This is a genomic window from Mycobacterium sp., from assembly GCF_965230835.1.
GTDB lineage: Bacteria > Actinomycetota > Actinomycetes > Mycobacteriales > Mycobacteriaceae > Mycobacterium.
In genome coordinates this window covers 1,230,156-1,250,025 of sequence record NZ_CBDDLW010000002.1, presented here as the reverse complement: position 1 = coordinate 1,250,025, position 19,870 = coordinate 1,230,156, and the positions used below count along the sequence as shown (strand labels likewise).

Sequence of the window (19,870 nt, the reverse complement as noted above, 5' to 3'; positions counted from 1 at the left end):
TGGTTGACATTCACTCGTGTTGCTGCTGCTCCTGCGCGGCCCTGATATCTGAGCCAATAGGGCGTGAACGTGCGGGTTAGTGCCAGACGCTGAATCGAACCCTTGCTGGCGCGCCGCCGTTGTCAGGTGGTCTCTAGGCTAGGCGGTGATGGACCGCAATCTACTCAGGCTGCCGTTGGATGAGAGCGCGCTGCGCGATGAGCTGATAGGTACGGGCTCGGGTTGGCGGCAACTCGACATCGTAGAGCACACCGGTTCCACCAACGCGGACCTACTGGAACGTGCGGCTTGTGGGCTTGATATCGACGGGGTGGTGCTCATCGCCGAACATCAGACCGCGGGGCGTGGGCGGCATGGCCGCGGATGGTCTGCCGCGCCGCGGGCCCAGATCACGATGTCAGTCGGCGTGCGTGTCGCGGATGTCCCAGCGTCGGCGTGGGGCTTGCTGTCGCTGGTTACTGGTCTCGCGGTGGTTGAATCGGTGACCCCTCTGCTGGAAGGCGTCCCGGTCGAAGCAGGCCTCAAATGGCCCAACGACGTGATAGCCGGTGGCGGCAAGCTGGCAGGCATCCTGGCCGAAGTCGTTCGGCCATTCGCGGTAATTGGCGTTGGGCTCAACGTCACGCAGGCGGCCGAGGAGGTCGACGGTTCTGGGGCGACCTCGCTGCTCGATCTTGGCGTGGCGGCGCCCGACCGGCATCGCCTTATCAGCCGGCTGCTGCGAAAACTGGGAGAGCGTATCGAGATCTGGCGGGTCGCGCGCGGAGCCGACCCGAAGTTAGCTGCCGACTACCGCGCCCACAGCCTGACAATCGGATCGCGGGTACGCGCTTTGCTTCCCGGGGGACAGGAGGTTGTCGGGACCGCGCGTGATATCGACGATCAAGGCCGGCTGTGCTTGGAAACCGGGTTGGAACCGACGTCGGAGACGGGTGCAGGTGCCGTCGGCCAAACTGTCCTCGTTTCAGCCGGTGACGTGGTGCATTTGCGCTAGCTTTGCCACGGCCTGTGTCTCATGACGGCTAGGGTCGCGAGCATGAGATATCCCGACAATGCGCTGGCTGCCGGCGAGCAGGTTGTCCTGCACCGCCATCCCCATTGGAAACGTCTGGTCTGGCCCATCTCTGTGCTGCTCCTGGCGACTGGGCTCGCGGCATTCGGGTCTGGCTTCGTCAACTCGCAAGATTGGCAGCAGGTGGCCAAGAACGTGATCCACGGTGTTATCTGGGCGATTTGGTTGGTGGTTGTCGGCTGGCTGACGTTGTGGCCGTTCCTGAGCTGGTTGACGACACATTTCGTGGTCACAAACCGACGAGTCATGTTTCGGTGCGGAGTATTGACGCGAAGCGGAATTGACATCCCGTTAGCGCGGATCAACAGTGTGGAGTTTCGGGACCGAATCTATGACCGGATGTTCCGCTGCGGGACGCTGATTATCGAGTCGGCGTCCCAGGACCCGCTTGAGTTCTACGACATCCCGCGCCTGCGTGAGGTGCATGCTCTGCTATATCACGAAGTTTTCGACACCCTGGGTTCGGAGGAGTCGTCTAGCTGAGCAAGCTGGTTCTTGCGGGTGCGCCAGGCCCCCAAGAGGGTGACGTTGCCGCCCTTGAGGGTGTCCTCGAAGACTTCGGCGATGCCACCCGCGGTGAGAGCGGATTCGAGTGCCTTGTCGGGGTTGCGGGCAAACTGGTCGGGGAACACCCAGCGTCGGAATGCCCAGAAGCGGAACGCCATCTGTAACAGGTTGCCAATGATGTAGGCGGAGACGAAGTCGGCGACGTTTTCCGCGGTCAGTGACACCATCGGCACCCGCAGTTCCAGCACATAGCTGGAGAACCACAGCGGCGCCATGCTGAGCAGCACTCCGACGCCGCTGAAAGCGAAAAACAGCAGTGCCTCGTGATGGCGCTCGCGCCCGCCACGGTCGCGGAAACTCCACTCCCGGTTCAAGACGTAGGACGCAATGACGGCGACGATCCCGGCGATCACCTTGGCGGTGACCGGCTTCGGTTCGAGAATCGTTAGCTTAAGCGTGTAGAAGATCGCCGAGTCGATCAAGAACGTGGTGCCGCCGACGATGGCAAACTTGATCAGTTCGTGGTGGCGCTTTGCAAAAGGTTGGATCACCCCAGGAAGGCGCGCAATTGTGGCATCGGCAAAGGACACAGGACGCCAGTCTACGGATGGACGCGAAATCGACGCAAAACATGTGGCCGATGACTGGATCACAGCCGATAAACACGCCGGTCAGGCGCCATGACACCATGATGCCCGTGCAGAGTACACGCAGGCCGCTGGTGGCTATGGTCGGTGGCGGTCAACTTGCCCGGATGACCCACCAAGCTGGAATCGCGCTAGGGCAGACTCTGCGGGTACTGGCAACTGCCGCCGACGACCCCGCTGCTCAGGTTGCCCCCGACGTGGTGATCGGTTCGCACACCGAATTCGAAGATCTGCGTCGGGCAGCGGCTGGAGCAGACGTGCTGACCTTCGACCACGAGCACGTACCTTCTGCACTGTTGGACAAATTGGTGGCCGAAGGTGTGAACGTGGCGCCGCCACCGCAGGCTCTGTTGTATGCCCAGGACAAGCTAGCCATGCGGCAGCGGCTAGAAGCGTTAGGCGTCGCTGTTCCTCGTTACCGGGGGATCGACGGCCCGGACAGGCTAGACGAGATCGACGATTTCGCTGCTTGCCTGAGCGGCTCACGTGGTGCGCCGCTTGTGGTCAAGGCGGTCCGCGGCGGGTATGACGGCCGCGGTGTACGGGTGGCACGTGATCTTGCGCACGCACGTGACATCGCCAGCGAATTTTTAGCTGGTGGGGTGCCGGTGTTGGTCGAGGAGCGAGTGGAACTGCGCCGCGAACTATCGGCGCTGGTGGCGCGTTCGCCTTTTGGTCAAGGTGCCGCATGGCCTGTGGTCGAGACGGTGCAACGCGACGGGATCTGTGTGTTGGTGGTCGCGCCCGCGCCGGAGTTGCCGGATGACGTGGCCGCAGCGGCGCAGCAGTTGGGTCTGCGATTAGCGGCCGAGCTGGGCGTGGTGGGCGTGCTAGCCGTTGAGTTGTTTGAAACCAGCGACGGGGTATTGCTGGTCAACGAGCTCGCGATGCGGCCGCACAACTCTGGACACTGGACGATGGATGGGTCTCGTACCAGCCAGTTCGAGCAACATCTGCGTGCCGTGCTCGACTACCCGCTTGGCGACACGGGCACGGTCGCGCCGGTGACAGTCATGGCTAACGTCTTGGGCGCTACTCGGCCGACGGGGACGCCGGCGATGACCCTTGATGAGAGGCTGCATCACCTTTTCGCGCGGATGCCCGACGCTCGGGTTCACCTTTACGGAAAAACGGAACGCCCTGGTCGCAAGATTGGGCACATCAACTTTCTTGGCGCGGACACGACGAGCGTGAGTCGGCTGCGGGAACGAGCGGAGCTGGCTGCGCACTGGTTGTCGTACGGGGAGTGGACGGATGGTTGGGATCCCCATTGCGCCGGTGACGATGCAGAGCGAAGCGATGGGGAGGAGCGGCGCTGATGGGTTTTGCCGGTGACGATGCAGAGCGAAGCGATGGGGAGGAGCGGCGCTGATGGGTTTTGCCGGTGACGATGCAGAGCGAAGCGATGGGGAGGAGCGGCGCTGATGGGTTTTGCCGGTGACGATGCAGAGCGAAGCGATGGGGAGGAGCGGCGCTGATGGGTTTTGCCGGTGACGATGCAGAGCGAAGCGATGGGGAGGAGCGGCGCTGATGGGTTTTGCCGGTGACGATGCAGAGCGAAGCGATGGGGAGGAGCGGCGCTGATGGGTTTTGCCGGTGACGATGCAGAGCGAAGCGATGGGGAGGAGCGGCGCTGATGGGTTTTGCCGGTGACGATGCAGAGCGAAGCGATGGGGAGGAGCGGCGCTGATGGGTTTTGCCGGTGACGATGCAGAGCGAAGCGATGGGGAGGAGCGGCAAACATGACTCAACAATCCCGATGGTCTGAACAGCCGCGGGTCGGGGTCATCATGGGCAGCGACAGCGATTGGTCGGTGATGCAGGACGCAGTTGAGGCGCTGGCTGAGTTCGAGGTCTCGGCCGAGGTTCGGGTGGTTTCCGCCCATCGCACGCCGGCCCTGATGTTCGACTATGCCCGCAGCGCGGTCGACCGTGGTCTCGAAGTGATCATCGCCGGTGCCGGTGGCGCGGCGCATCTGCCTGGAATGGTCGCGTCTGCCACACCGCTTCCGGTGATCGGGGTGCCGGTTCCACTGGCTCGGCTCGACGGCTTGGACTCGCTACTGTCGATCGCGCAGATGCCGGCCGGAGTCCCGGTGGCTACGGTGTCCATCGGCGGCGCCCGCAACGCGGGCCTGCTCGCGGCTCGCATGCTGGGATCGTCCGACCCGCAGCTGCGGGCGCGGGTTATCGCGTTCCAGGACCGGTTGGCCGCGGCCGCGTTAGCCAAAGATGCTGAGCTGCAGCGACTTACAGGTAGGTTACCTCGCGACTAGCAAGGAGGCTGGGATGGCTGTTTGGGCCGGAAACCCTGCGTTCGATCTGTTCCAACTACCCGAAGAGCACCAGGCGTTGCGGGCGGCGGTCCGGGCACTGGCGGAAAAAGAGATCGCGCCCCATGCTGCCGACGTGGACGAGAAGCCTAGGTTTCCTGAAGAGGCGCTGACGGCGTTGAATGCCTCCGGCTTCAACGCCGTCCACGTGCCCGAGGAGTACAGCGGGCAGGGCGCTGATGCGGTGGCAGCGTGCATCGTAATCGAAGAAGTGGCGCGCGTAGACGCCTCTGCGTCGTTGATCCCGGCGGTGAACAAGCTGGGCACCATGGGTTTGATCCTGCGGGGTTCCGACGAGTTGAAGAGACAGGTGCTGCCTACGCTGGCGGTCGAAGGTGCGCTGGCGTCTTATGCATTGAGCGAGCGTGAGGCCGGTTCGGACGCAGGAGCGATGCGTACCCGCGCCAAGGCTGACGGGGACAGTTGGATACTCAACGGTGCCAAGTGCTGGATTACGAACGGCGGCAAATCGACCTGGTACACGGTGATGGCGGTGACCGATCCGGAACGGGGCGCCAACGGCATCTCAGCGTTCATGGTGCACAAAGACGACGATGGATTCGTCGTCGGTCCGAAAGAAAAGAAGCTCGGGATCAAGGGCTCGCCTACCACCGAGTTGTATTTCGAGAACTGTCGCATCCCAGAAGATCGCATCATTGGCGAACCTGGCACTGGCTTCAAAACCGCGCTGGCCACCCTAGACCACACCCGTCCCACGATCGGTGCTCAAGCCGTCGGGATCGCCCAGGGGGCGCTGGATGCCGCGATCGCATACACCAAGGACCGTAAGCAGTTTGGTGAGTCGATAAGCAGCTTTCAGGCTGTGCAGTTCATGCTGGCCGATATGGCGATGAAAGTGGAGGCGGCACGACTGATGGTCTACACCGCCGCTGCGCGCGCCGAACGCGGTGAGCCGGATCTGGGCTTTATTTCGGCGGCATCAAAGTGCTTCGCCTCGGATGTGGCCATGGAAGTCGCCACCGACGCGGTGCAACTTTTCGGTGGAGCTGGCTATACCGTCGACTTTCCAGTCGAGCGGATGATGCGCGATGCCAAGATCACCCAGATCTACGAGGGCACCAATCAGATTCAGCGCGTGGTGATGTCACGGGCGTTGCTGCGCTGATTCGTGGTTCGGGTGGGTGCCATCGGGTTCTTCGGGGCAGACGACGCCGTTCTGATTCACTTCGTACACCCGGGCGGTGGAAATGTCGAAGAACGCACCCACCAGTTGCAGGTCCGCCGCCGCGGCGGCGGACATGATCGGATGATGAGTGAGCCTTTCCAGCTGAACGGCGACGTTTACCCGAAAATTCGTAGCGCGGGAAAGCCCCGCATCTTTAGTGCGGGGATGGAGCGCATCAATTTTGTTTCCGGGGTGGCCACTGCCTGGGGTCGCGGCGTGGCCGCCGCTTGTCGGTGCCCGGCACTATCGTGACTGGTATGAGTGCCGGGGCTGGTGAGGATGCGGGTAGCGGCAAAGCCCGCTACACCTACCGGCTGCGCATGTCGGGCGTCGCCGAAAAGGCTCTCCTGGTCGAGTGGGATCGCTGCCGCTGGGTGTGGAACCAGTGTGTCGCAGAATCGAAAAAAGCGCATCAGGCAGGCCAGACCTGCGGATACGCGGAACTCGACAAGCAACTAACTGGCTGGCGCCAACAGCAGGATTGGCTGGCCGCTGGATCGGCGGTACCGCATCAACAAACCGTGCGTGACTTCGCGAAATCGCGGGCAAAAGCGCTCAAGGACATCCGGAACCGGCTGCCGATGCGAGCCCGTGCTGGATTCCCCACATTCAAGAAGAAGCAACTCGCCGCGCCCACCCTCAACTACAACCGCAACGCCTTCCGGCTCGTAGACCGGGTGCTGTTTTTGGCGAAAGGTGTTGTGGTGCGGCCGGTGTGGTCGCGGGAGCTGCCTACTGCGCCGTCGAGTGTGCGCGTCTACCGCGACAGTCTGGGGCACTGGTATGCCTCGTTTGTGGTGAAAGCCCAAGCCGAGCCGCTACCAGTCACGGGCCGGGTAGTTGGTATCGACTGGGGTGTGAAGGCTATAGCTACCACCACCAGCGCTGAGCATGATTTGGCGCACCCGCAGCACGGTAAAACCGGATCCGACAAGCTGGCCCGCTATCAGCGGGCCATGGCGCGACGGCGCCCCGGAAAAGGGAAGCCAGGTAGTCGGCGCTACCGGGCGGCTAAAAGGTTGGCGGCCAAGGCGCACAAGAAGGTTGCGCGTCAACGCCAGCAGGACGCACGAATGTGGGCGAAAAACCTGGTCAATGATTTCGATGCGGTAGCAGTCGAGGACTTCAAGCCAAAGTTTTTGGCGAAGTCGACGATGGCGCGTAAGGCCGCCGATGCGGGTATCCGTATCGCGAAAACAGAACTTGTGAACATGGCGGGCAAGCATGGCCGTTGTGTTGTGATGGTGGACCCGAAGTACACCAGCACCGACTGCGGACAGTGCGGGGCAAGAGCCACGCACCGCCTGCCGCTGTCGCAACGCATCTACACCTGTGCCACGTGCGGCACAGTCGCGGACAGGGATCGAAACGCGGCGCAGGTGGTTTTAAACCGGGCAGGGCTGAACCCCGGCGGCGTAGACGGTGTAAGACCCGACGCGGCGTAGCTGCGCTAGGCAACCCGAGCTGCGGAATCCCCCGCATTTATGCGGGGGAGCAGTCAAGATGCTCAGCTGGTCGACGTCGTTGAACCCGCTGGATTCGGCGCTGCGGCGGGCAGGATGGTGATTCTGATGCGCGCGGAGGCTGTCGCGTGCATTTTCTAGCCAGCGATCGATGGGCGTGGCAGCGGGTTTCGCGTCTCCGAGGAGCGTCGTCATCGCGCCACACGATGAGTGCCCGCACACCACAATCGAACTCACCCCTAGTTGATTGACGGCGAAGTCAATCGCGGCGTCGACGGATGCGTCGGCGGGATTGTTGGGTACCAGGTTGCCGAAGTTGCGGACGGTGTACAGGTCGCCTGGGCCGCTGGCGGTAATAACATGCGGCAAGATTCGTGAGTCGGCGCAGGTGAGGAATAGCGCATACGGTTCCTGTGAATCAGTGAGGCCAGCGATATGCGGATGCAGGGCGGCGGCACTGTTGCGGTGGTACTCGTCAATGCCGTCGCGAATCGAAGCATTGGCGCCGCTGTGGTGGTTGCCGTTCACTGATCGCCACGGGGCCAGTCCGGTGGCATCAGGCATGAAGTGGCGCTTCGGCGGGCCGGTGTGCGCGTGCTGCAGGGTTCCAGGCGCCGTTTCAACGATCGCTACCGCTCCGCCCCTTGCCTCGTGGGCGCGTTGCCAATCGGAAATGGCCTCGGAAACGGAGTCGTCGATGTAATCCGCGTTCAGGTTTAGCGTCACCGCGGCGCCCTGCGGCAGTGTCGACAAGACCTTGGTCAGGCGGGGCAGCAGCAGAAAACTCGCCGTGCCATCGATATCGACGCGCCACTGCTTCGACAGCTCGCCGCCGACCGGCCTGATCGCGACGGGCGCGCGCACCACCCGGACAAGAAGGAACAGGATCGCGACGGCAAGTCCGATAAGCACGCCTTCCAGCAGATTGAGGAACACAACGCACACGATGGTGATGGCATAGATCGCGAAATTCCCGGTGCGCCAGGCGATTTTGATGTGGGCCAGTTTGACCAGCCGGCCACCGATTACGATGAGTAGGCCGGCCAGAGCGGCCTTGGGAATGAGTTCCACCAGGCCGGTGAAAAGCGACGCAAACAGCAGGATCCAAACTCCGTGCAGCACCGCCGACATGCGGGTGCGGGCACCCGCTGCCACATTGGCCGAACTGCGCACGATGACACCGGTAATCGGCAGCCCACCGAGCAAACCGGACAGCATGTTTGCGCTGCCTTGCCCAATCATTTCCCGGTTGAAGTTCGTCCGCGGCCCTTGGTGCAGCTTGTCGATACCGACCGCGCACAGCAGCGATTCAACGCTTGCGATCAGGGCGATCGTGATGACACCGACGGCTATTGCGCTCGTCTCATGAGCCCAGGACTGCCCGCTGGGGGCCAGCTGGGGCAGTTGGGGTAAACCGATGGCCTGGAAGAAGTTGCCTGAGAGGGCGATGCGTTCCACGTGCAGTTCTACCATCAGCGAAAACACGGTTGCCCCCGCGATGGCGACGAGTGGGCCAGGAACGATGCGCACCTTGGCGGGCATTTTGGACCACATCAACAAGATGGCGATGACAATTCCGCCAACGATCACTTCATGCAGTTCATGGTGGAAAACACCGTCCGGCAGTGCCGCGATGTTCTGCCACGCAGAACTGTGCGAGGAACCGCCCAACAAAACATGAACCTGCTGCAACATGATGGTGACACCGATGCCGGCGAGCATGGCATGTACCACAACTGGCGCTATGGCCAGCGCAGCGCGAGCCATCTGGCTCAGGCCGAACATGATCTGCAGGGCACCCGCGCCGATGGTCATCAGGCACAGCATGGGCCAACCGAGTTCATCGATCAGTCCGGCGACCACAACGGTGAGGCCCGCCGCTGGACCGCTGACCTGAACTGACGAGCCGCCAACTGCCCCGACGACAATGCCGCCCACGACCGCGGCTATCAATCCGGCCATCAGCGGCGCTCCAGAGGCGATCGCGATGCCTAGCGACAACGGCAGCGCAACAAGAAAGACGACCAGCGAGGCCGGAAAGTCGTGCCGCAGGTTACGCCTGAATGACCCAGACTTGGCCACATCCAATAGCCTACCGACAGTGCCGATTGCCGGGTTGGCTATTCGAAACTGGGCAAGAAAGTGGTGTTGTGCTCGCCGGCGGAAGGCGGGTAATCGGTCGCCGTTGCGCTGAAACTGCCGTAGCGCGCTGGCGTACGAATCAGCGTGATGGCGTCGTCGCCGCGGCCAATCTTCAGGGCAAGTTCGTTCTCGGCGAACAGTGGGGTGTCAACGACCTGCTTCCAAGTAAAGGCGAGGCAGGCCATGAGGCCATTTTCTTGAAGCAACTGGACCCATTCCGGGGCAGTTTTGTCGGCCAGGGCCGATTCAAGTTCGTCGGTCAGTTCGGCGTAGTTGACTGCGCGCGATCGTTGGTCACTGAAACGCTCGTCGGAGAGCAGGTCGGGCCGGCCGATCAGATTGCACAGTTTTTCCCAGTGCTTAGGTACGTAGGCGCTGATGACGATGTAGCCGTCGGCTGTGCGGAACGCGTCTGACGGCTGGGTGGCAAAGCCGACCCTTTTTCGCCGCCTGGTTTCGGGTGCTGGACGGGGCGTCGGCTGGCCATCGCTGGTGCGGTTGAGGTGTATGGCCAGTTGGTTGGCCTGTAGGCCAACCGCGACGTCGTACATGGCGACTCGCACGGTGTCAGCTGTGCCGTGGCGTTCGCGGTTGAGAAGCGCGGCCAATACGGCCTGGGCCAGTACATGGCCGCTGGCGTTGTCGACAAGCTGGAACGGGATGATCTGCGGTTTGCCGTCTGGCGTTGGCATCCCTGTAGTCATGCCGGCCTCAGCGGCCACCATGAGGTCGACGCCAGGCCGTGTGCCGTGCGGCCCATTGCCGCCGAAGGCCGACAGGCGGGCGTAGATCAGTCGGGGATTGCGGGATTGCAGGTCGTCGGGGCCTAGCCCCATTCGTTCCATAACCCCCGGTCGAAACCCTTCCAGCACGACGTCGGCGGTGTCGGCAAGCTGCAGGATTTGTTGCCTGGCGTCTTCGGTGCCTAGGTCCACCGTCACTGACTTCTTGCCGCGATTGTTCGGTAGGAAATACGTGGCCAGTGGTGGCCGGCCGGGCAGGACCGCGGTGATGTGCCGGGCTGCCTCCCCGCCGGGAGCTTCGATCTTGATTACCTCAGCCCCCAGGTCGGCGAGCACTTGTCCGGCCAGCGGTCCGGCCACATTCTGGGTGAAATCGAGCACGCGAAACCGGTCAAGGGGTTTGGTGGCGTTGTCGTTCGGCATCATGGGAGCCTTTCCCTAGTCAGCTGACGTCGGCGCTGTTTGGGTCCCTGCCCGCGCAGGCTCTTTCGGCGGTCGTAGTGGTCGCCGTGGCTTCCGACCCGGACGTAAGGTCACCGGTGCTGTAGATGCGCCACATCAGCGATCTCCTCGGAAGCCGCCAGTTGTTGCTTGGCCAGATCCGCCGCAATTGCTCCAAGCGGATCAGTGCCGAGCATATGACGGTCGCGGCGCACCGTCTGAACTGGAGAGATTCGGCGTCGGCGCGTCATGGCTCTACCATCGGCGGGATGGAGACGATGACCGGCGAATCCGACGGATCCATACTGGCTGCGTCGAGGTCGGTTACCCGCGATGCCGAGTGGCACCGGAATGTCCGGTGGGCGCGACGCCTGGCTTGGATCAGCCTGGCCATGCTGCTAACCGAGGGTGCCGTGGGTTTGTGGGAGGGTTTGGCAGTCGGGTCCGTCGCGTTGACCGGTTGGGCGCTTGGCGGCGCATCGGAAGGCCTGGCCAGCGCGATGGTGCTCTGGCGTTTTACCGGAGATCGCACGCTGTCGGAGACTGCCGAGCGGCGGGCGCAACGTGGGGTCGCGGTGTCGTTTTGGCTTACTGCCCCGTACATCGCCGTCGAGTCCATTCGTCACCTAGCGCACCAACATCGGGCCGAGACCTCGGCGATCGGCATCGGCTTGACGGCGATTGCCTTGCTGCTGATGCCCCTCCTCGGCTGGGCGAATCACAAGCTTGGCGCGCGTCTGGGCTCGGGGGCCACCGCAGGTGAAGGCACCCAGAACTATCTCTGCGCTATCCAGGCTGCCGGAGTTCTGATTGGGCTTGCGGCTATGGCTGCCTGGCCGGAGGGTTGGTGGCTCGACCCGATGATCGGCTTAGGCGTTGCCGGTATCGCATTCTGGCAGGGCTTTCGAGCGTGGCGTGGCGACGAATGCAGCTGTGGGCCAGCTCTTAGCTGAGGCGGGAGCTGTTGGCTACCACCGCTACTGACGAGGCGTTGTGCATGATCGCGGCCAGCACCGGTGACAATGCACCCCCCGCGCCGATGAGCAGGCCGGCGGCGTTGACAGCGATGGACATGCCGTAGTTCTGTCGGATGACGTCCACTGCGCGCGAGCCCAGGTCCCGTACGTCAAGCAACCGGTTGAGGTCGTCGTTGGCCAACGCTACATCGGCGGTCTCGACGGCGACGTCGGTTCCAGCTAGGCCCATGGCGATCCCAATATCGGCGGCTGCCAGTGCGGGGGCGTCGTTGATGCCGTCGCCAACCATCCCGACGACAAAACCATCACTTTGTAGTCCGCGTACCACCTCGAGCTTGTCCTCCGGCATCACCTCGGCGCGCCACTCGTCGATCCCCAGCTCACTCGCGACGACTTGGGCGATCTCCGGATGGTCTCCTGTGAGCATGACGATCCGGCGGACGCCGTTGGCCCGCAACTTCGTCAGCACTTCTGCCGCCTCGGGGCGTACTTCGTCCCGTAAGCTGATCAACCCGACGAGCGTGCCGTCCACCGCGAGGAGCAGCGGCGTCTCCGCCTGGCGCCGCAGCTTGTCTACCCACTCCGACGCCTTCTTGGACACCTTCACTTTCTCGGCGCGCAACAGCGACGGGCTGCCCAACAGCAGAGTCTGACCGTCGGCCCAGGTCCGCATGCCCAATCCGACAAGAACTTCGCACTCTTCGTGCGGCGGGATGCTGATGCGACGCTCTTCGGTCGAGCGGATCACTGCTTCGGCTAGCGGGTGCCGCGAGTGGATCTCCGAGCTGGCGGCATAGGCGAGTACCTGTTCGGGCTCCCAGTCCTTGTGCATGGCGACGATATTTGTGACCACCGGGCGCCCTACCGTCAGCGTTCCAGTCTTGTCGAACACGATTGCGTCGACCCTGCCGGCCCGTTCGAGGTGGGATCCGCCCTTGATCAGGATGCCGCGGCGGGCGCCGTTGCCGATCGCCGCGCTGATCGCGGTCGGGGTGGAGAGGCCTACTGCGCAAGGGCAGGCGATCAACAGCATGGTCATTGCGCGTCGGACATCTCCGGTGATCGCTAGTGCGATCGCCGAGACGATGAACGAGGTGGGGACGAAACGGCGAGAGAAGTTCTCGCCGACCGTTTGGATCGGAGCCCGGTCGTGCTGTGCCTCCTCGACTCTGGTGATGATGCGGCCGATAGCCGTTTGATTGCCCACTGCGTGGGCGCGCACCACCAGGCGTCCACGCATGACAACCGAACCGGCGTGTACCCGTGTTCCGGGAACGACGCTCACCGGGAGATTTTCGCCGGTGATGGCAGATTGATTGACGACCGCCTCACCTTCGACAACCTCCCCGTCGACCGGTATGGCGACATGGTCGTGGACGACCACGTCGTCTCCGATCTGCACGGTATCGATCGGCACCTGGACTTCGGTTCCCGCGTCCGCGCCGTCGGTTAAGCGGACCCAGGCTGTGTCTTGATTGCCGCGCAGTAATTCGGAGATCGCCCGCCTGGTGCGTCGCAGCGTCAGGTCCTGTAGGTACTCACCGATATTGAGCAGCCACAACACCGTGAGCGCGACCACGTTCTCGCGCAAGATGAGACTCGCGACTGTTGCCGCCGACACCAGCGCGTCGGTGCCGGCTTTGCCGGAGCGCAGCGAGCGCAGTGCGCCGCGCAGGAACGGGTAGCCGGTGAAGATGGTGACGCCGGTGGCCACTAGCCGGCCGCTTGGTCCGAGTAGGGGCGGCCGGGCGAATACGTATCGGCGCACGCCGAGCAGGGCCAGCGCTGCGCCTCCGATGACCATGCGGAGCACGTCGGTGTTGCGGATCTCGGACGAATGTGGCGTTCGCGCTGGAATCAGCTCCGCGGGAACGTGGGCGGCGCCGCGGATTGCGGTCAGCAGCGATGAGCGGTCGCAGCGTCTGGGGGAGTACCAAACGACGACTGAGCCGGTGCGCGGGTAGGCATGTACCGCCCGAACACCGTCTTGCTGGCCGACGGCCTCTTCGACTGCTACCGCGCGGCGGCAATCGTTACGGACCCACGCGACCTGGACCCGCATGCGGCCGGCTGCATCTGAAACCACATGGAGCGAAGGTTCGTCTAGCTGGGCCGCGTCTGGTGCGATAGCGAGGACCATGTCTCGGTGAATCAGTGATCGTGGTCGTGGAGATCGCTGACCGCAGGCGTGGGCGCCTCTTCGCCAATGCGCTCGCGGGCCTCGGCCATCACGTCGGCAATCTTGAGTCGGGTGGATTCCGCGGCTTCCTCAGCCTTGCGGGTTCCGCGTAGTCCCAGTTCCGCGGTCGCCACCGCGGTCTCACGGAGCGGCGCCTTGGCGGCGGCCTTGCGCAGCACCTCGTAGGCGGTTACTCCGGCCAGGCCGGTTACTACCGTAGTTGCTGTTTTTGCCAAGAGTCCGTACAAGGCCATCGCCCGAACCTTCCTTCTGGGTCTGTTGTCGGCACGCCGCACTGCGCTGCCGCCAGGCTAACATTGAAATATCGCGATATCAACATATATTATCCATCGTGCGCTATCGACGATAGCCGCCCGCCCTAGAGGACCTGGGTGACCTTTTCGGCCTGAATCCGGCGTTCCCATACACCCTGATCGCGGTTGGAATCAGGGTGGGCGACCTGCACCAACGACGCGCCGACGGCCATGATTGCCAGCAAGCCATCCACCAACTCGTTGGGTCCAGACCACGATGCGGTGGACAGTGCCCGGTCTGCTGATGTGATGCTTCTCGCCGATGCGGACCTCTCACAGTCGGCGAGGATGTGGTCAACCGATCGGCCGGCCAACGCGGGGCCTGGATGGCGTTCGGGAATGATCTGGTCGCCATGCACCCGCACCGCGGTCGCATAGTCGGTGACCCCCACCGGCATGCCGGGTGCTGGCCGGCCAAACGGATCCAACGACAGCGCTACCACTTCGCCGCCGGCCACCTCGTCGGCCTCATCCAGCCGTTCAGCGGTACACAAAGCAAGATCAACAGCGAGATCGGCAGGGTTGCCCGGTTCGTTTGCGATCAGCACCGCCTCGGCGCCAACCCACCACACCCCGAATAGAACCGCGGCGGTCTGCCAGTGGGCCGGCAGCAAGATTGCGATCCGGCTGGCCGGCCCAACGGCCAGCTCGTCGCGCAGCAAGTTTCCGGTCTTTGCGGCCCAGTTGGCTAAGGTGGCTGCAGACAACTCGACCCGTTCGCCCGTTGCGTCGTCGTAGTAGGTGATGCGCGGGCCGACCGGGTCGGCCCGCAGCATCGGATCCAGGATCGCTGCGCTGAGCGTGGTTAGTTTATGCACTCGGGCTTGTCGGAGCCGGCGGTAAGGATGGGCGACGGGGGCTGGCCGGTGCTGTCATGGGGTTCAGCGTATGACGAGGTGGCTGGCGTGACGGATCCGCCGCCGAGTCCGGAGCCCGGGCCGCTGTAGTCCTCGGCCAGCACAACTCGGACCGCTCCCGCCGGTAGAGATGAGTCTTCGACGACCGGCAGCCCGCCCAACTCTTGTGAGATTCCCTGCGCGCCCAGGTCGTCAGTCGCGGCCGCTCGCACCTGGCTGCCCTCGATATGAGGCCCCTCGTTGTTCGCGACAGAGCCAGTGGCAAATCCTTTGGATGTCAGCACCTCTGACACCGCGGCCGCGAGCCCGTTGATGTCGGTGTCATTAAGCACGCTGGCAGTTGTCTTGGCTGGGGTGTAGGCCAATTCCTCGGTCTTGCCCTGGTTCTGCTCATGAAGCAGTCCCGCAACCCACTCCTGAACCTGGCGTGGGTCGACTCGCACCACGCTGTGCATGCCATCGTCGCTCCAACCGGCCCGGTCGAGCACGGGGATGGTGGCGAATGCGACGTTACCGCCGGAAAGCTCTTGCAGCTGCTTGACGAAATCCATGATGTCCCAGCCGGAGGACAGCACCACCGAGCGCTGGACGGCCTGTTCAAGACGCCTTAAGGTGGCTGGGCTCGACAGCGTCTTGCTGGAGATGACCCGGTGGGCCAAGGACGCCATCACCGCCTGCTGGCGTACCACCCGGTCCAAGTCGCCGCGCGGCAGCTCGTGACGCTGGCGGACAAAGCTGAGCGCCTGCGGACCATTGAGTTTCTGCTGGCCGGCCGGGAAATCGGCACCTGAAAGTGGTTCGTAGACAGGATCGTTGAGGCATACTTGGACGCCGCCGAGCGCGTCGGCGATCAACGCGAAACCGAGCAGCCCGATCTCCGCGTAGTGGTCCACGGTGACTCCGGTCAGGTCGGCGACTGTCTTGATCAGCGCCTCGCGCCCAGCCTCGGTGCCAGCCGCTTCGGCTTCGGCGGCGGAGGCGCCGGCCTGGACCAACCGAGCTCGCTTTGTCTCTCTGGTTTCGCCGTAGACTCCGTTGATCTTGGTCTTGCCCAGGCCGGGAGCCGCGACGTAGGAATCGCGCGGAATCGAGATTGCGGTTGCCGATTTACCGTTGTTTGGTATTCGGACCAAGATGATGGTGTCGGTGTTGGTCGCTTCCTCGTCGCCGGCTCGCAGTGTTGCCAGTTCCTCAGCCGACAACGGGTTGCCGTGCGCATCGGTACGGCTGTCCAGGCCCACCAGCAAAATGTCGATGGCGCCGTCGTCGGCGCCCTGCCCGAGCGATGGCGAGGACATGTGGAAGATGCCGCCTTCAAATGAGCGGACGTTGCTCCATGCCAGTCCAGTGCCGAAGATGATCGCTACGGCCATCGCTGTGCTGACCGCACGAACCACACGTTGCACAGGCATCTCAGTAGATTACTTCCGACACACCTGTTTTGTGCTTAGCCGGCGCCGGCGTGCCCGAGACCTGATTGAGACGTGCCAGACTTGAGACATGTCGGGCAGGATCGTTGTCACCGGTGCTGCCGGGCAACTGGGTAGCCATGTGGCCGCGCAAGTCGCTCGTTGGGACCGCGATGCGCTGGTATTGACGTCATCGGAGTGGGACATCACTGATCCGAGTGCCGCCCAGCGGATTATTCGAAGCGGCGATGTACTGGTCAACTGTGCGGCCTACACCGATGTCGACGGTGCCGAGAGCGACGAGGCGGCGGCGTATGCGGTCAATGCAGTCGGGCCTGAACACATCGCGCGCACATGCGCCCGCGTCGGTGCGCGATTAATCCATGTCTCGACCGACTATGTGTTCAGTGGCCAGTTCGGCTCGGGTTCGAGCCGAACGACGCCCCGCCCCTACGAGCCCAGCGATGAGACCGGGCCGCAGGGCGTCTACGCCCGTAGCAAACGTGCCGGCGAAGTGGCCGTGCTGGCGGCGCTACCCGAGGCCGTGGTGGTGCGCACCGCCTGGGTCTACACCGGCGGTACTGGGAAGGATTTCGTCGCGGTGATGCGCCGGCTGGCCGCCGGCGAAGGACCGGTGAATGTGGTCGACGACCAAATCGGCTCGCCGACATACGTTGCCGATTTGGCTGCGGCATTGCTTGAGCTGGCCGATGCTGATGTTTATGGGCGCGTCTTGCACGCCGCCAACGAGGGCGAGGTGTCTCGGTTCGGGCAAGCCCGCGCGGTGTTCGAAGAATGCGGCGCCGATCCGCAGCGGTTGCGCCCTGTCAGTACTGCGTATTTTCCAAGGCCGGCGCCGCGGCCGTGTTATTCGGCGCTGTCTGGGCGTGAATGGGCTGCGGCGGGCTTGACACCGCTACGGCCCTGGCGCCGTGCGCTTGCCGCAGCGCTGACGACAACTCAGAACCGAACTCCCACCGATCGACCGTTACCCTCGACGCGTGATTGACGTTCTGCCGGTTGTAGCGGTGACCTACTCGCCGGGCCCGCATCTGGAGCGGTTCCTGGCCTCGTTGGCGCTGGCTACCGAGCGGCCGGTCACCGTTCTGTTAGCCGACAATGGCTCCACCGACGGGACACCGCAGGCCGCAGTGCAGCGTTACCCCAATGTGCGGCTGCTCCCTACTGGGGCAAACCTGGGGTATGGGACCGCCGTGAACCGCGCACTTGCCCAGCTCTATGAGGATGGCGGAGCTGCTGACCGCGCTGAAGAAGCGCGCTGGGTGGCTGACTGGGTGATAGTGGCTAACCCCGACGTTCAATGGGGCCCAGGCAGCATCGACGCCTTGCTGGACGCTGCGGCTCGCTGGCCGCGCGCCGGCGCGTTGGGCCCGCTCGTACGCGATCCCGACGGGTCGGTGTACCCGTCGGCGCGTCACTTGCCGAGCTTGGTCCGGGGCGGCATGCATGCGGTGCTCGGGCCGATCTGGGCCAACAATCCTTGGACGACGGCTTACCGCCAAGAGCGGCTGGAGCCCACCGAGCGACCGGTGGGCTGGCTGTCGGGTTCGTGTCTGCTGGTGCGACGGTCGGCTTTCAACCAGGTGGGCGGGTTCGACGAGCGTTACTTCATGTACATGGAGGATGTCGACCTCGGCGACCGACTCGGCAAAGCCGGCTGGCTCAGCGTTTATGTACCGTCAGCCGAAGTTCTGCATCACAAGGGTCACTCGACCGGACGCGACCCGGCGAGTCACCTGGCCGCACATCATCGGAGCACCTACATTTTCCTCGCTGACCGGCATACGGGTTGGTGGCGAGCTCCGCTGCGCTGGTTGCTGCGGGGATCGTTGGCGGTGCGTTCGCACCTGATGGTGCGCAGTTCATTACGCAGATTGCGAAGGGGAGAGCTGAAATTGCCAGAAGGGCGATACTGAGTTGGCGCCGCCACAAGTCGACGCGGTGGTCTTGGTCGGCGGGAAGGGCACTCGGCTGCGGCCGCTGACATTGTCGGCCCCCAAGCCTATGCTGCCGACCGCTGGGCTGCCGTTTCTGACTCATCTGCTGTCGCGGATCGCCGCGGCGGGCATCGAGCACGTGATTCTTGGCACGTCTTACCAGCCGGGAGTGTTCGAGGCCGAGTTTGGTGATGGCTCCAAGCTCGGCCTGCAGATTGACTACGTGACCGAGCAGACTCCGTTGGGGACCGGTGGTGGTATCGCCAATGTCGCTGGCAAGCTGCGCCACGACACCGTGATGGTGTTCAACGGCGATGTGCTGTCCGGCGCTGATTTGGGCCAACTACTGGACTTTCACGCGACTAGCCAGGCTGACGTGACCCTGCACCTGGTGCGGGTGGGCGACCCGCGGGCATTCGGTTGTGTGCCGACCGACGAGACCGGCCGGGTTGCCGCCTTTCTCGAAAAGACCCAAGATCCGCCGACCGACCAGATCAACGCAGGGTGTTATGTATTCGACCGCAACATCATCGACCGGATTCCCCGCGGGCGCGAAGTATCGGTCGAGCGGGAAGTGTTCCCGGCGCTGCTCTCCGACGCCGATACAAAGGTGTGCGGTTATGTCGATGCCTCCTATTGGCGTGACATGGGAACACCAGAGGACTTCGTTCGCGGGTCGTCGGATCTGGTGCGCGGAATCGCCCCGTCGCCGGCCTTGCATGGTTACCGCGGTGAGCAGCTGGTCCATGATGGAGCGGCGGTGTCGCCTGGCGCGGTGCTCATCGGGGGCACGGTCGTCGGGCGTGGCACCGAGATCGGACCTGGTGTGCGACTGGATGGCGCGGTTATCTTCGACGGTGTGCGGGTCGAGGCTGGCAGCGTCATCGAGCGTTCGATCGTTGGCTTCGGCGCCCGTATCGGCCCACGGGCGTTGATTCGTGATGGCGTGATCGGAGACGGCGCCGATATCGGGGCGCGTTGCGAACTACTGCGTGGGGCGCGGGTCTGGCCGGGCGTCGCACTTCCGGACGGTGGGATCCGCTATTCCAGCGACGTTTAGGCACGCCCCGCATCGAACATCACATGTGCCGCCTCATTTGTTCATGGCCCGAGCGACCAACTGAGCGAGCGCGTCATCTGTCCCACGCGGCAGTTCATGGGCTGGCCACCATTGCAGGTCGTCTGATTCGTCGCTGATCGTGGCGTGGGCGCCGGGTGGTGCCCACGCCACGAACTGCAAGTCCAGATGGCGGGTCGGGATGCCCAGCGAGCAGGTCACCGGATGGACGTGCACGGCAACCAGCTCGGATGCGATACGCAGATCGGCGATACCGGACTCTTCGCGGGCCTCGCGCAGTGCGGCAGCAAGGATGGTCTCGTCCTCTGCTTCGCAGTGCCCCCCAATTGCACCCAGCGGCCAAGCCGTGGATGCAGGGTGAGGAGCACGTGATCGCCGGCGTGGTCCAGCACGAGGGTGGAGGCGGTGACATGGCCAGGTGCGCACTCCCGCCGGCAGGCATCGATACGGCCGTGCACGAAAGCCAGAACAGCATGGCGCAATGATTCCTGGGCTGGGTCGGGGGCATGCCAGTCGGTCAGGATTTCGATCACCGAGGCTCGAACGTTCATTGGTGCGGGATGC

At 63.7% G+C, this 19,870-nt stretch carries 20 protein-coding genes and 1 pseudogene; 11 read left to right on the top strand and 10 right to left on the bottom strand.

All coding sequences use genetic code 11. From position 1 onward, the window contains the following. The first annotated feature begins 145 nt into the window (after positions 1-145). Positions 146-994: a biotin--[acetyl-CoA-carboxylase] ligase gene (locus ACO07W_RS06250; RefSeq protein ID WP_421841696.1), complete on the top strand. Its 849-nt coding sequence runs from the start codon at positions 146-148 to the stop codon at positions 992-994. A 42-nt stretch (positions 995-1,036) separates the two neighbouring features. Continuing rightward, on the top strand, positions 1,037-1,555 hold the full coding sequence (locus tag ACO07W_RS06245) for a PH domain-containing protein (RefSeq protein WP_421841694.1): 519 nt from the start codon (positions 1,037-1,039) through the stop codon (positions 1,553-1,555). Here ACO07W_RS06245 and ACO07W_RS06240 read toward each other — a convergent pair. Continuing rightward, a complete protein-coding gene (locus ACO07W_RS06240) occupies positions 1,510-2,169 on the bottom strand; it encodes a GtrA family protein (RefSeq protein ID WP_421841692.1) in 660 nt (219 codons plus the stop codon). The genes ACO07W_RS06245 and ACO07W_RS06240 overlap by 46 nt on opposite strands. Before the next feature lie 98 nt (positions 2,170-2,267). Here ACO07W_RS06240 and ACO07W_RS06235 point away from each other — a divergent pair, with 98 nt between their 5' ends. From ACO07W_RS06235 to ACO07W_RS06225, 3 genes are all read left to right on the top strand, one after another. Then, complete coding sequence (locus ACO07W_RS06235; protein ID WP_421845835.1) at positions 2,268-3,545, top strand: 5-(carboxyamino)imidazole ribonucleotide synthase; 1,278 nt, start codon at positions 2,268-2,270, stop codon at positions 3,543-3,545. Positions 3,546-3,968: 423 nt separating this feature from the next. Next, positions 3,969-4,502, top strand: a complete 534-nt coding sequence (gene purE, locus ACO07W_RS06230; RefSeq protein ID WP_421841690.1) for a 5-(carboxyamino)imidazole ribonucleotide mutase — start codon at positions 3,969-3,971, stop codon at positions 4,500-4,502. A 13-nt stretch (positions 4,503-4,515) separates the two neighbouring features. Then, on the top strand, positions 4,516-5,685 hold the full coding sequence (locus tag ACO07W_RS06225; protein WP_421841688.1) for an acyl-CoA dehydrogenase: 1,170 nt from the start codon (positions 4,516-4,518) through the stop codon (positions 5,683-5,685). On the opposite strand, the gene ACO07W_RS06220 is transcribed toward ACO07W_RS06225, so the two are convergent. Next, positions 5,665-5,820: a hypothetical protein gene (locus tag ACO07W_RS06220; RefSeq protein ID WP_421841686.1), complete on the bottom strand. Its 156-nt coding sequence runs from the start codon at positions 5,818-5,820 to the stop codon at positions 5,665-5,667. The genes ACO07W_RS06225 and ACO07W_RS06220 overlap by 21 nt on opposite strands. Positions 5,821-5,829: 9 nt before the next feature. On the opposite strand from ACO07W_RS06220, the gene ACO07W_RS06215 reads away from it, so the two are divergent. Together ACO07W_RS06215 and ACO07W_RS06210 are read left to right on the top strand one after the other, a co-directional pair. Continuing rightward, positions 5,830-5,997 carry a hypothetical protein gene (locus tag ACO07W_RS06215; RefSeq protein ID WP_421841684.1) on the top strand — a complete coding sequence of 56 codons (168 nt, stop codon included), beginning with the start codon at positions 5,830-5,832 and terminating at the stop codon, positions 5,995-5,997. 5 nt (positions 5,998-6,002) lie between these two features. Next, positions 6,003-7,190: an RNA-guided endonuclease InsQ/TnpB family protein gene (locus ACO07W_RS06210; RefSeq protein WP_421841682.1), complete on the top strand. Its 1,188-nt coding sequence runs from the start codon at positions 6,003-6,005 to the stop codon at positions 7,188-7,190. On the opposite strand, the gene ACO07W_RS06205 is transcribed toward ACO07W_RS06210, so the two are convergent. The 3 genes from ACO07W_RS06205 to ACO07W_RS06195 all read right to left on the bottom strand — a co-directional run bounded on the left by ACO07W_RS06205 (position 7,131) and on the right by ACO07W_RS06195 (position 10,785). Then, positions 7,131-9,290 (bottom strand): SulP family inorganic anion transporter, encoded by a 2,160-nt coding sequence (locus tag ACO07W_RS06205; protein WP_421841680.1) that lies wholly within the window; start codon positions 9,288-9,290, stop codon positions 7,131-7,133. The genes ACO07W_RS06210 and ACO07W_RS06205 overlap by 60 nt on opposite strands. Before the next feature lie 38 nt (positions 9,291-9,328). Next, positions 9,329-10,516 carry a CoA transferase gene (locus tag ACO07W_RS06200; RefSeq protein ID WP_421841678.1) on the bottom strand — a complete coding sequence of 396 codons (1,188 nt, stop codon included), beginning with the start codon at positions 10,514-10,516 and terminating at the stop codon, positions 9,329-9,331. Between the two features lie 110 nt (positions 10,517-10,626). Continuing rightward, a complete protein-coding gene (locus ACO07W_RS06195) occupies positions 10,627-10,785 on the bottom strand; it encodes a hypothetical protein (protein ID WP_421841676.1) in 159 nt (52 codons plus the stop codon). 18 nt (positions 10,786-10,803) lie between these two features. Between ACO07W_RS06195 and ACO07W_RS06190 the strand changes: the two genes are divergently transcribed. After that, positions 10,804-11,487 carry a cation transporter gene (locus ACO07W_RS06190; RefSeq protein ID WP_421841674.1) on the top strand — a complete coding sequence of 228 codons (684 nt, stop codon included), beginning with the start codon at positions 10,804-10,806 and terminating at the stop codon, positions 11,485-11,487. On the opposite strand, the gene ctpC is transcribed toward ACO07W_RS06190, so the two are convergent. From ctpC to ACO07W_RS06170, 4 genes are all read right to left on the bottom strand, one after another. Beyond that, a complete protein-coding gene (gene ctpC / locus ACO07W_RS06185; RefSeq protein ID WP_421841672.1) occupies positions 11,480-13,651 on the bottom strand; it encodes a manganese-exporting P-type ATPase CtpC in 2,172 nt (723 codons plus the stop codon). The two genes, ACO07W_RS06190 and ctpC, sit on opposite strands and share 8 nt — an antisense overlap. 11 nt (positions 13,652-13,662) lie before the next feature. Further along, positions 13,663-13,944 (bottom strand): DUF1490 family protein, encoded by a 282-nt coding sequence (locus ACO07W_RS06180; RefSeq protein WP_421841670.1) that lies wholly within the window; start codon positions 13,942-13,944, stop codon positions 13,663-13,665. A gap of 125 nt (positions 13,945-14,069) precedes the next feature. Then, a complete protein-coding gene (locus ACO07W_RS06175) occupies positions 14,070-14,822 on the bottom strand; it encodes a TIGR03089 family protein (RefSeq protein ID WP_421841668.1) in 753 nt (250 codons plus the stop codon). Further along, positions 14,810-16,273 carry an LCP family protein gene (locus tag ACO07W_RS06170; protein WP_421841666.1) on the bottom strand — a complete coding sequence of 488 codons (1,464 nt, stop codon included), beginning with the start codon at positions 16,271-16,273 and terminating at the stop codon, positions 14,810-14,812. Before ACO07W_RS06170 ends, ACO07W_RS06175 begins: the two co-directional genes overlap by 13 nt. A gap of 88 nt (positions 16,274-16,361) precedes the next feature. Here ACO07W_RS06170 and rfbD point away from each other — a divergent pair, with 88 nt between their 5' ends. From rfbD to ACO07W_RS06155, 3 genes are read left to right on the top strand one after another with little or no spacing between them, the layout of a single operon-like run. Then, positions 16,362-17,279, top strand: coding sequence for a dTDP-4-dehydrorhamnose reductase (gene rfbD / locus ACO07W_RS06165; RefSeq protein WP_421841664.1), 918 nt, complete (start codon positions 16,362-16,364; stop codon positions 17,277-17,279). After that, a complete protein-coding gene (locus ACO07W_RS06160) occupies positions 17,272-18,207 on the top strand; it encodes a glycosyltransferase family 2 protein (RefSeq protein WP_421841662.1) in 936 nt (311 codons plus the stop codon). Before rfbD ends, ACO07W_RS06160 begins: the two co-directional genes overlap by 8 nt. Position 18,208: 1 nt before the next feature. Next, positions 18,209-19,288 (top strand): sugar phosphate nucleotidyltransferase, encoded by a 1,080-nt coding sequence (locus ACO07W_RS06155; protein ID WP_421841660.1) that lies wholly within the window; start codon positions 18,209-18,211, stop codon positions 19,286-19,288. A gap of 33 nt (positions 19,289-19,321) precedes the next feature. On the opposite strand, the pseudogene ACO07W_RS06150 reads toward ACO07W_RS06155, so the two are convergent. Next, positions 19,322-19,857 (bottom strand): annotated as a pseudogene (locus tag ACO07W_RS06150) (NUDIX hydrolase). Positions 19,858-19,870: the final 13 nt, after the last annotated feature.

Coding starts and splice junctions, on each gene's coding strand:
- ACO07W_RS06245 (WP_421841694.1), top strand. CDS start 1,037: ATGAGATATCCCGACAATGCGCTGGCTGCCGGCGAGCAGGTTGTCCTG.
- ACO07W_RS06235 (WP_421845835.1), top strand. CDS start 2,268: ATGATGCCCGTGCAGAGTACACGCAGGCCGCTGGTGGCTATGGTCGGT.
- purE (WP_421841690.1), top strand. CDS start 3,969: ATGACTCAACAATCCCGATGGTCTGAACAGCCGCGGGTCGGGGTCATC.
- ACO07W_RS06225 (WP_421841688.1), top strand. CDS start 4,516: ATGGCTGTTTGGGCCGGAAACCCTGCGTTCGATCTGTTCCAACTACCC.
- ACO07W_RS06220 (WP_421841686.1), bottom strand. CDS start 5,820: ATGTCCGCCGCCGCGGCGGCGGACCTGCAACTGGTGGGTGCGTTCTTC.
- ACO07W_RS06215 (WP_421841684.1), top strand. CDS start 5,830: ATGAGTGAGCCTTTCCAGCTGAACGGCGACGTTTACCCGAAAATTCGT.
- ACO07W_RS06210 (WP_421841682.1), top strand. CDS start 6,003: ATGAGTGCCGGGGCTGGTGAGGATGCGGGTAGCGGCAAAGCCCGCTAC.
- ACO07W_RS06200 (WP_421841678.1), bottom strand. CDS start 10,516: ATGCCGAACGACAACGCCACCAAACCCCTTGACCGGTTTCGCGTGCTC.
- ACO07W_RS06195 (WP_421841676.1), bottom strand. CDS start 10,785: ATGACGCGCCGACGCCGAATCTCTCCAGTTCAGACGGTGCGCCGCGAC.
- ACO07W_RS06190 (WP_421841674.1), top strand. CDS start 10,804: ATGGAGACGATGACCGGCGAATCCGACGGATCCATACTGGCTGCGTCG.
- ctpC (WP_421841672.1), bottom strand. CDS start 13,651: ATGGTCCTCGCTATCGCACCAGACGCGGCCCAGCTAGACGAACCTTCG.
- ACO07W_RS06180 (WP_421841670.1), bottom strand. CDS start 13,944: ATGGCCTTGTACGGACTCTTGGCAAAAACAGCAACTACGGTAGTAACC.
- ACO07W_RS06170 (WP_421841666.1), bottom strand. CDS start 16,273: ATGCCTGTGCAACGTGTGGTTCGTGCGGTCAGCACAGCGATGGCCGTA.
- rfbD (WP_421841664.1), top strand. CDS start 16,362: ATGTCGGGCAGGATCGTTGTCACCGGTGCTGCCGGGCAACTGGGTAGC.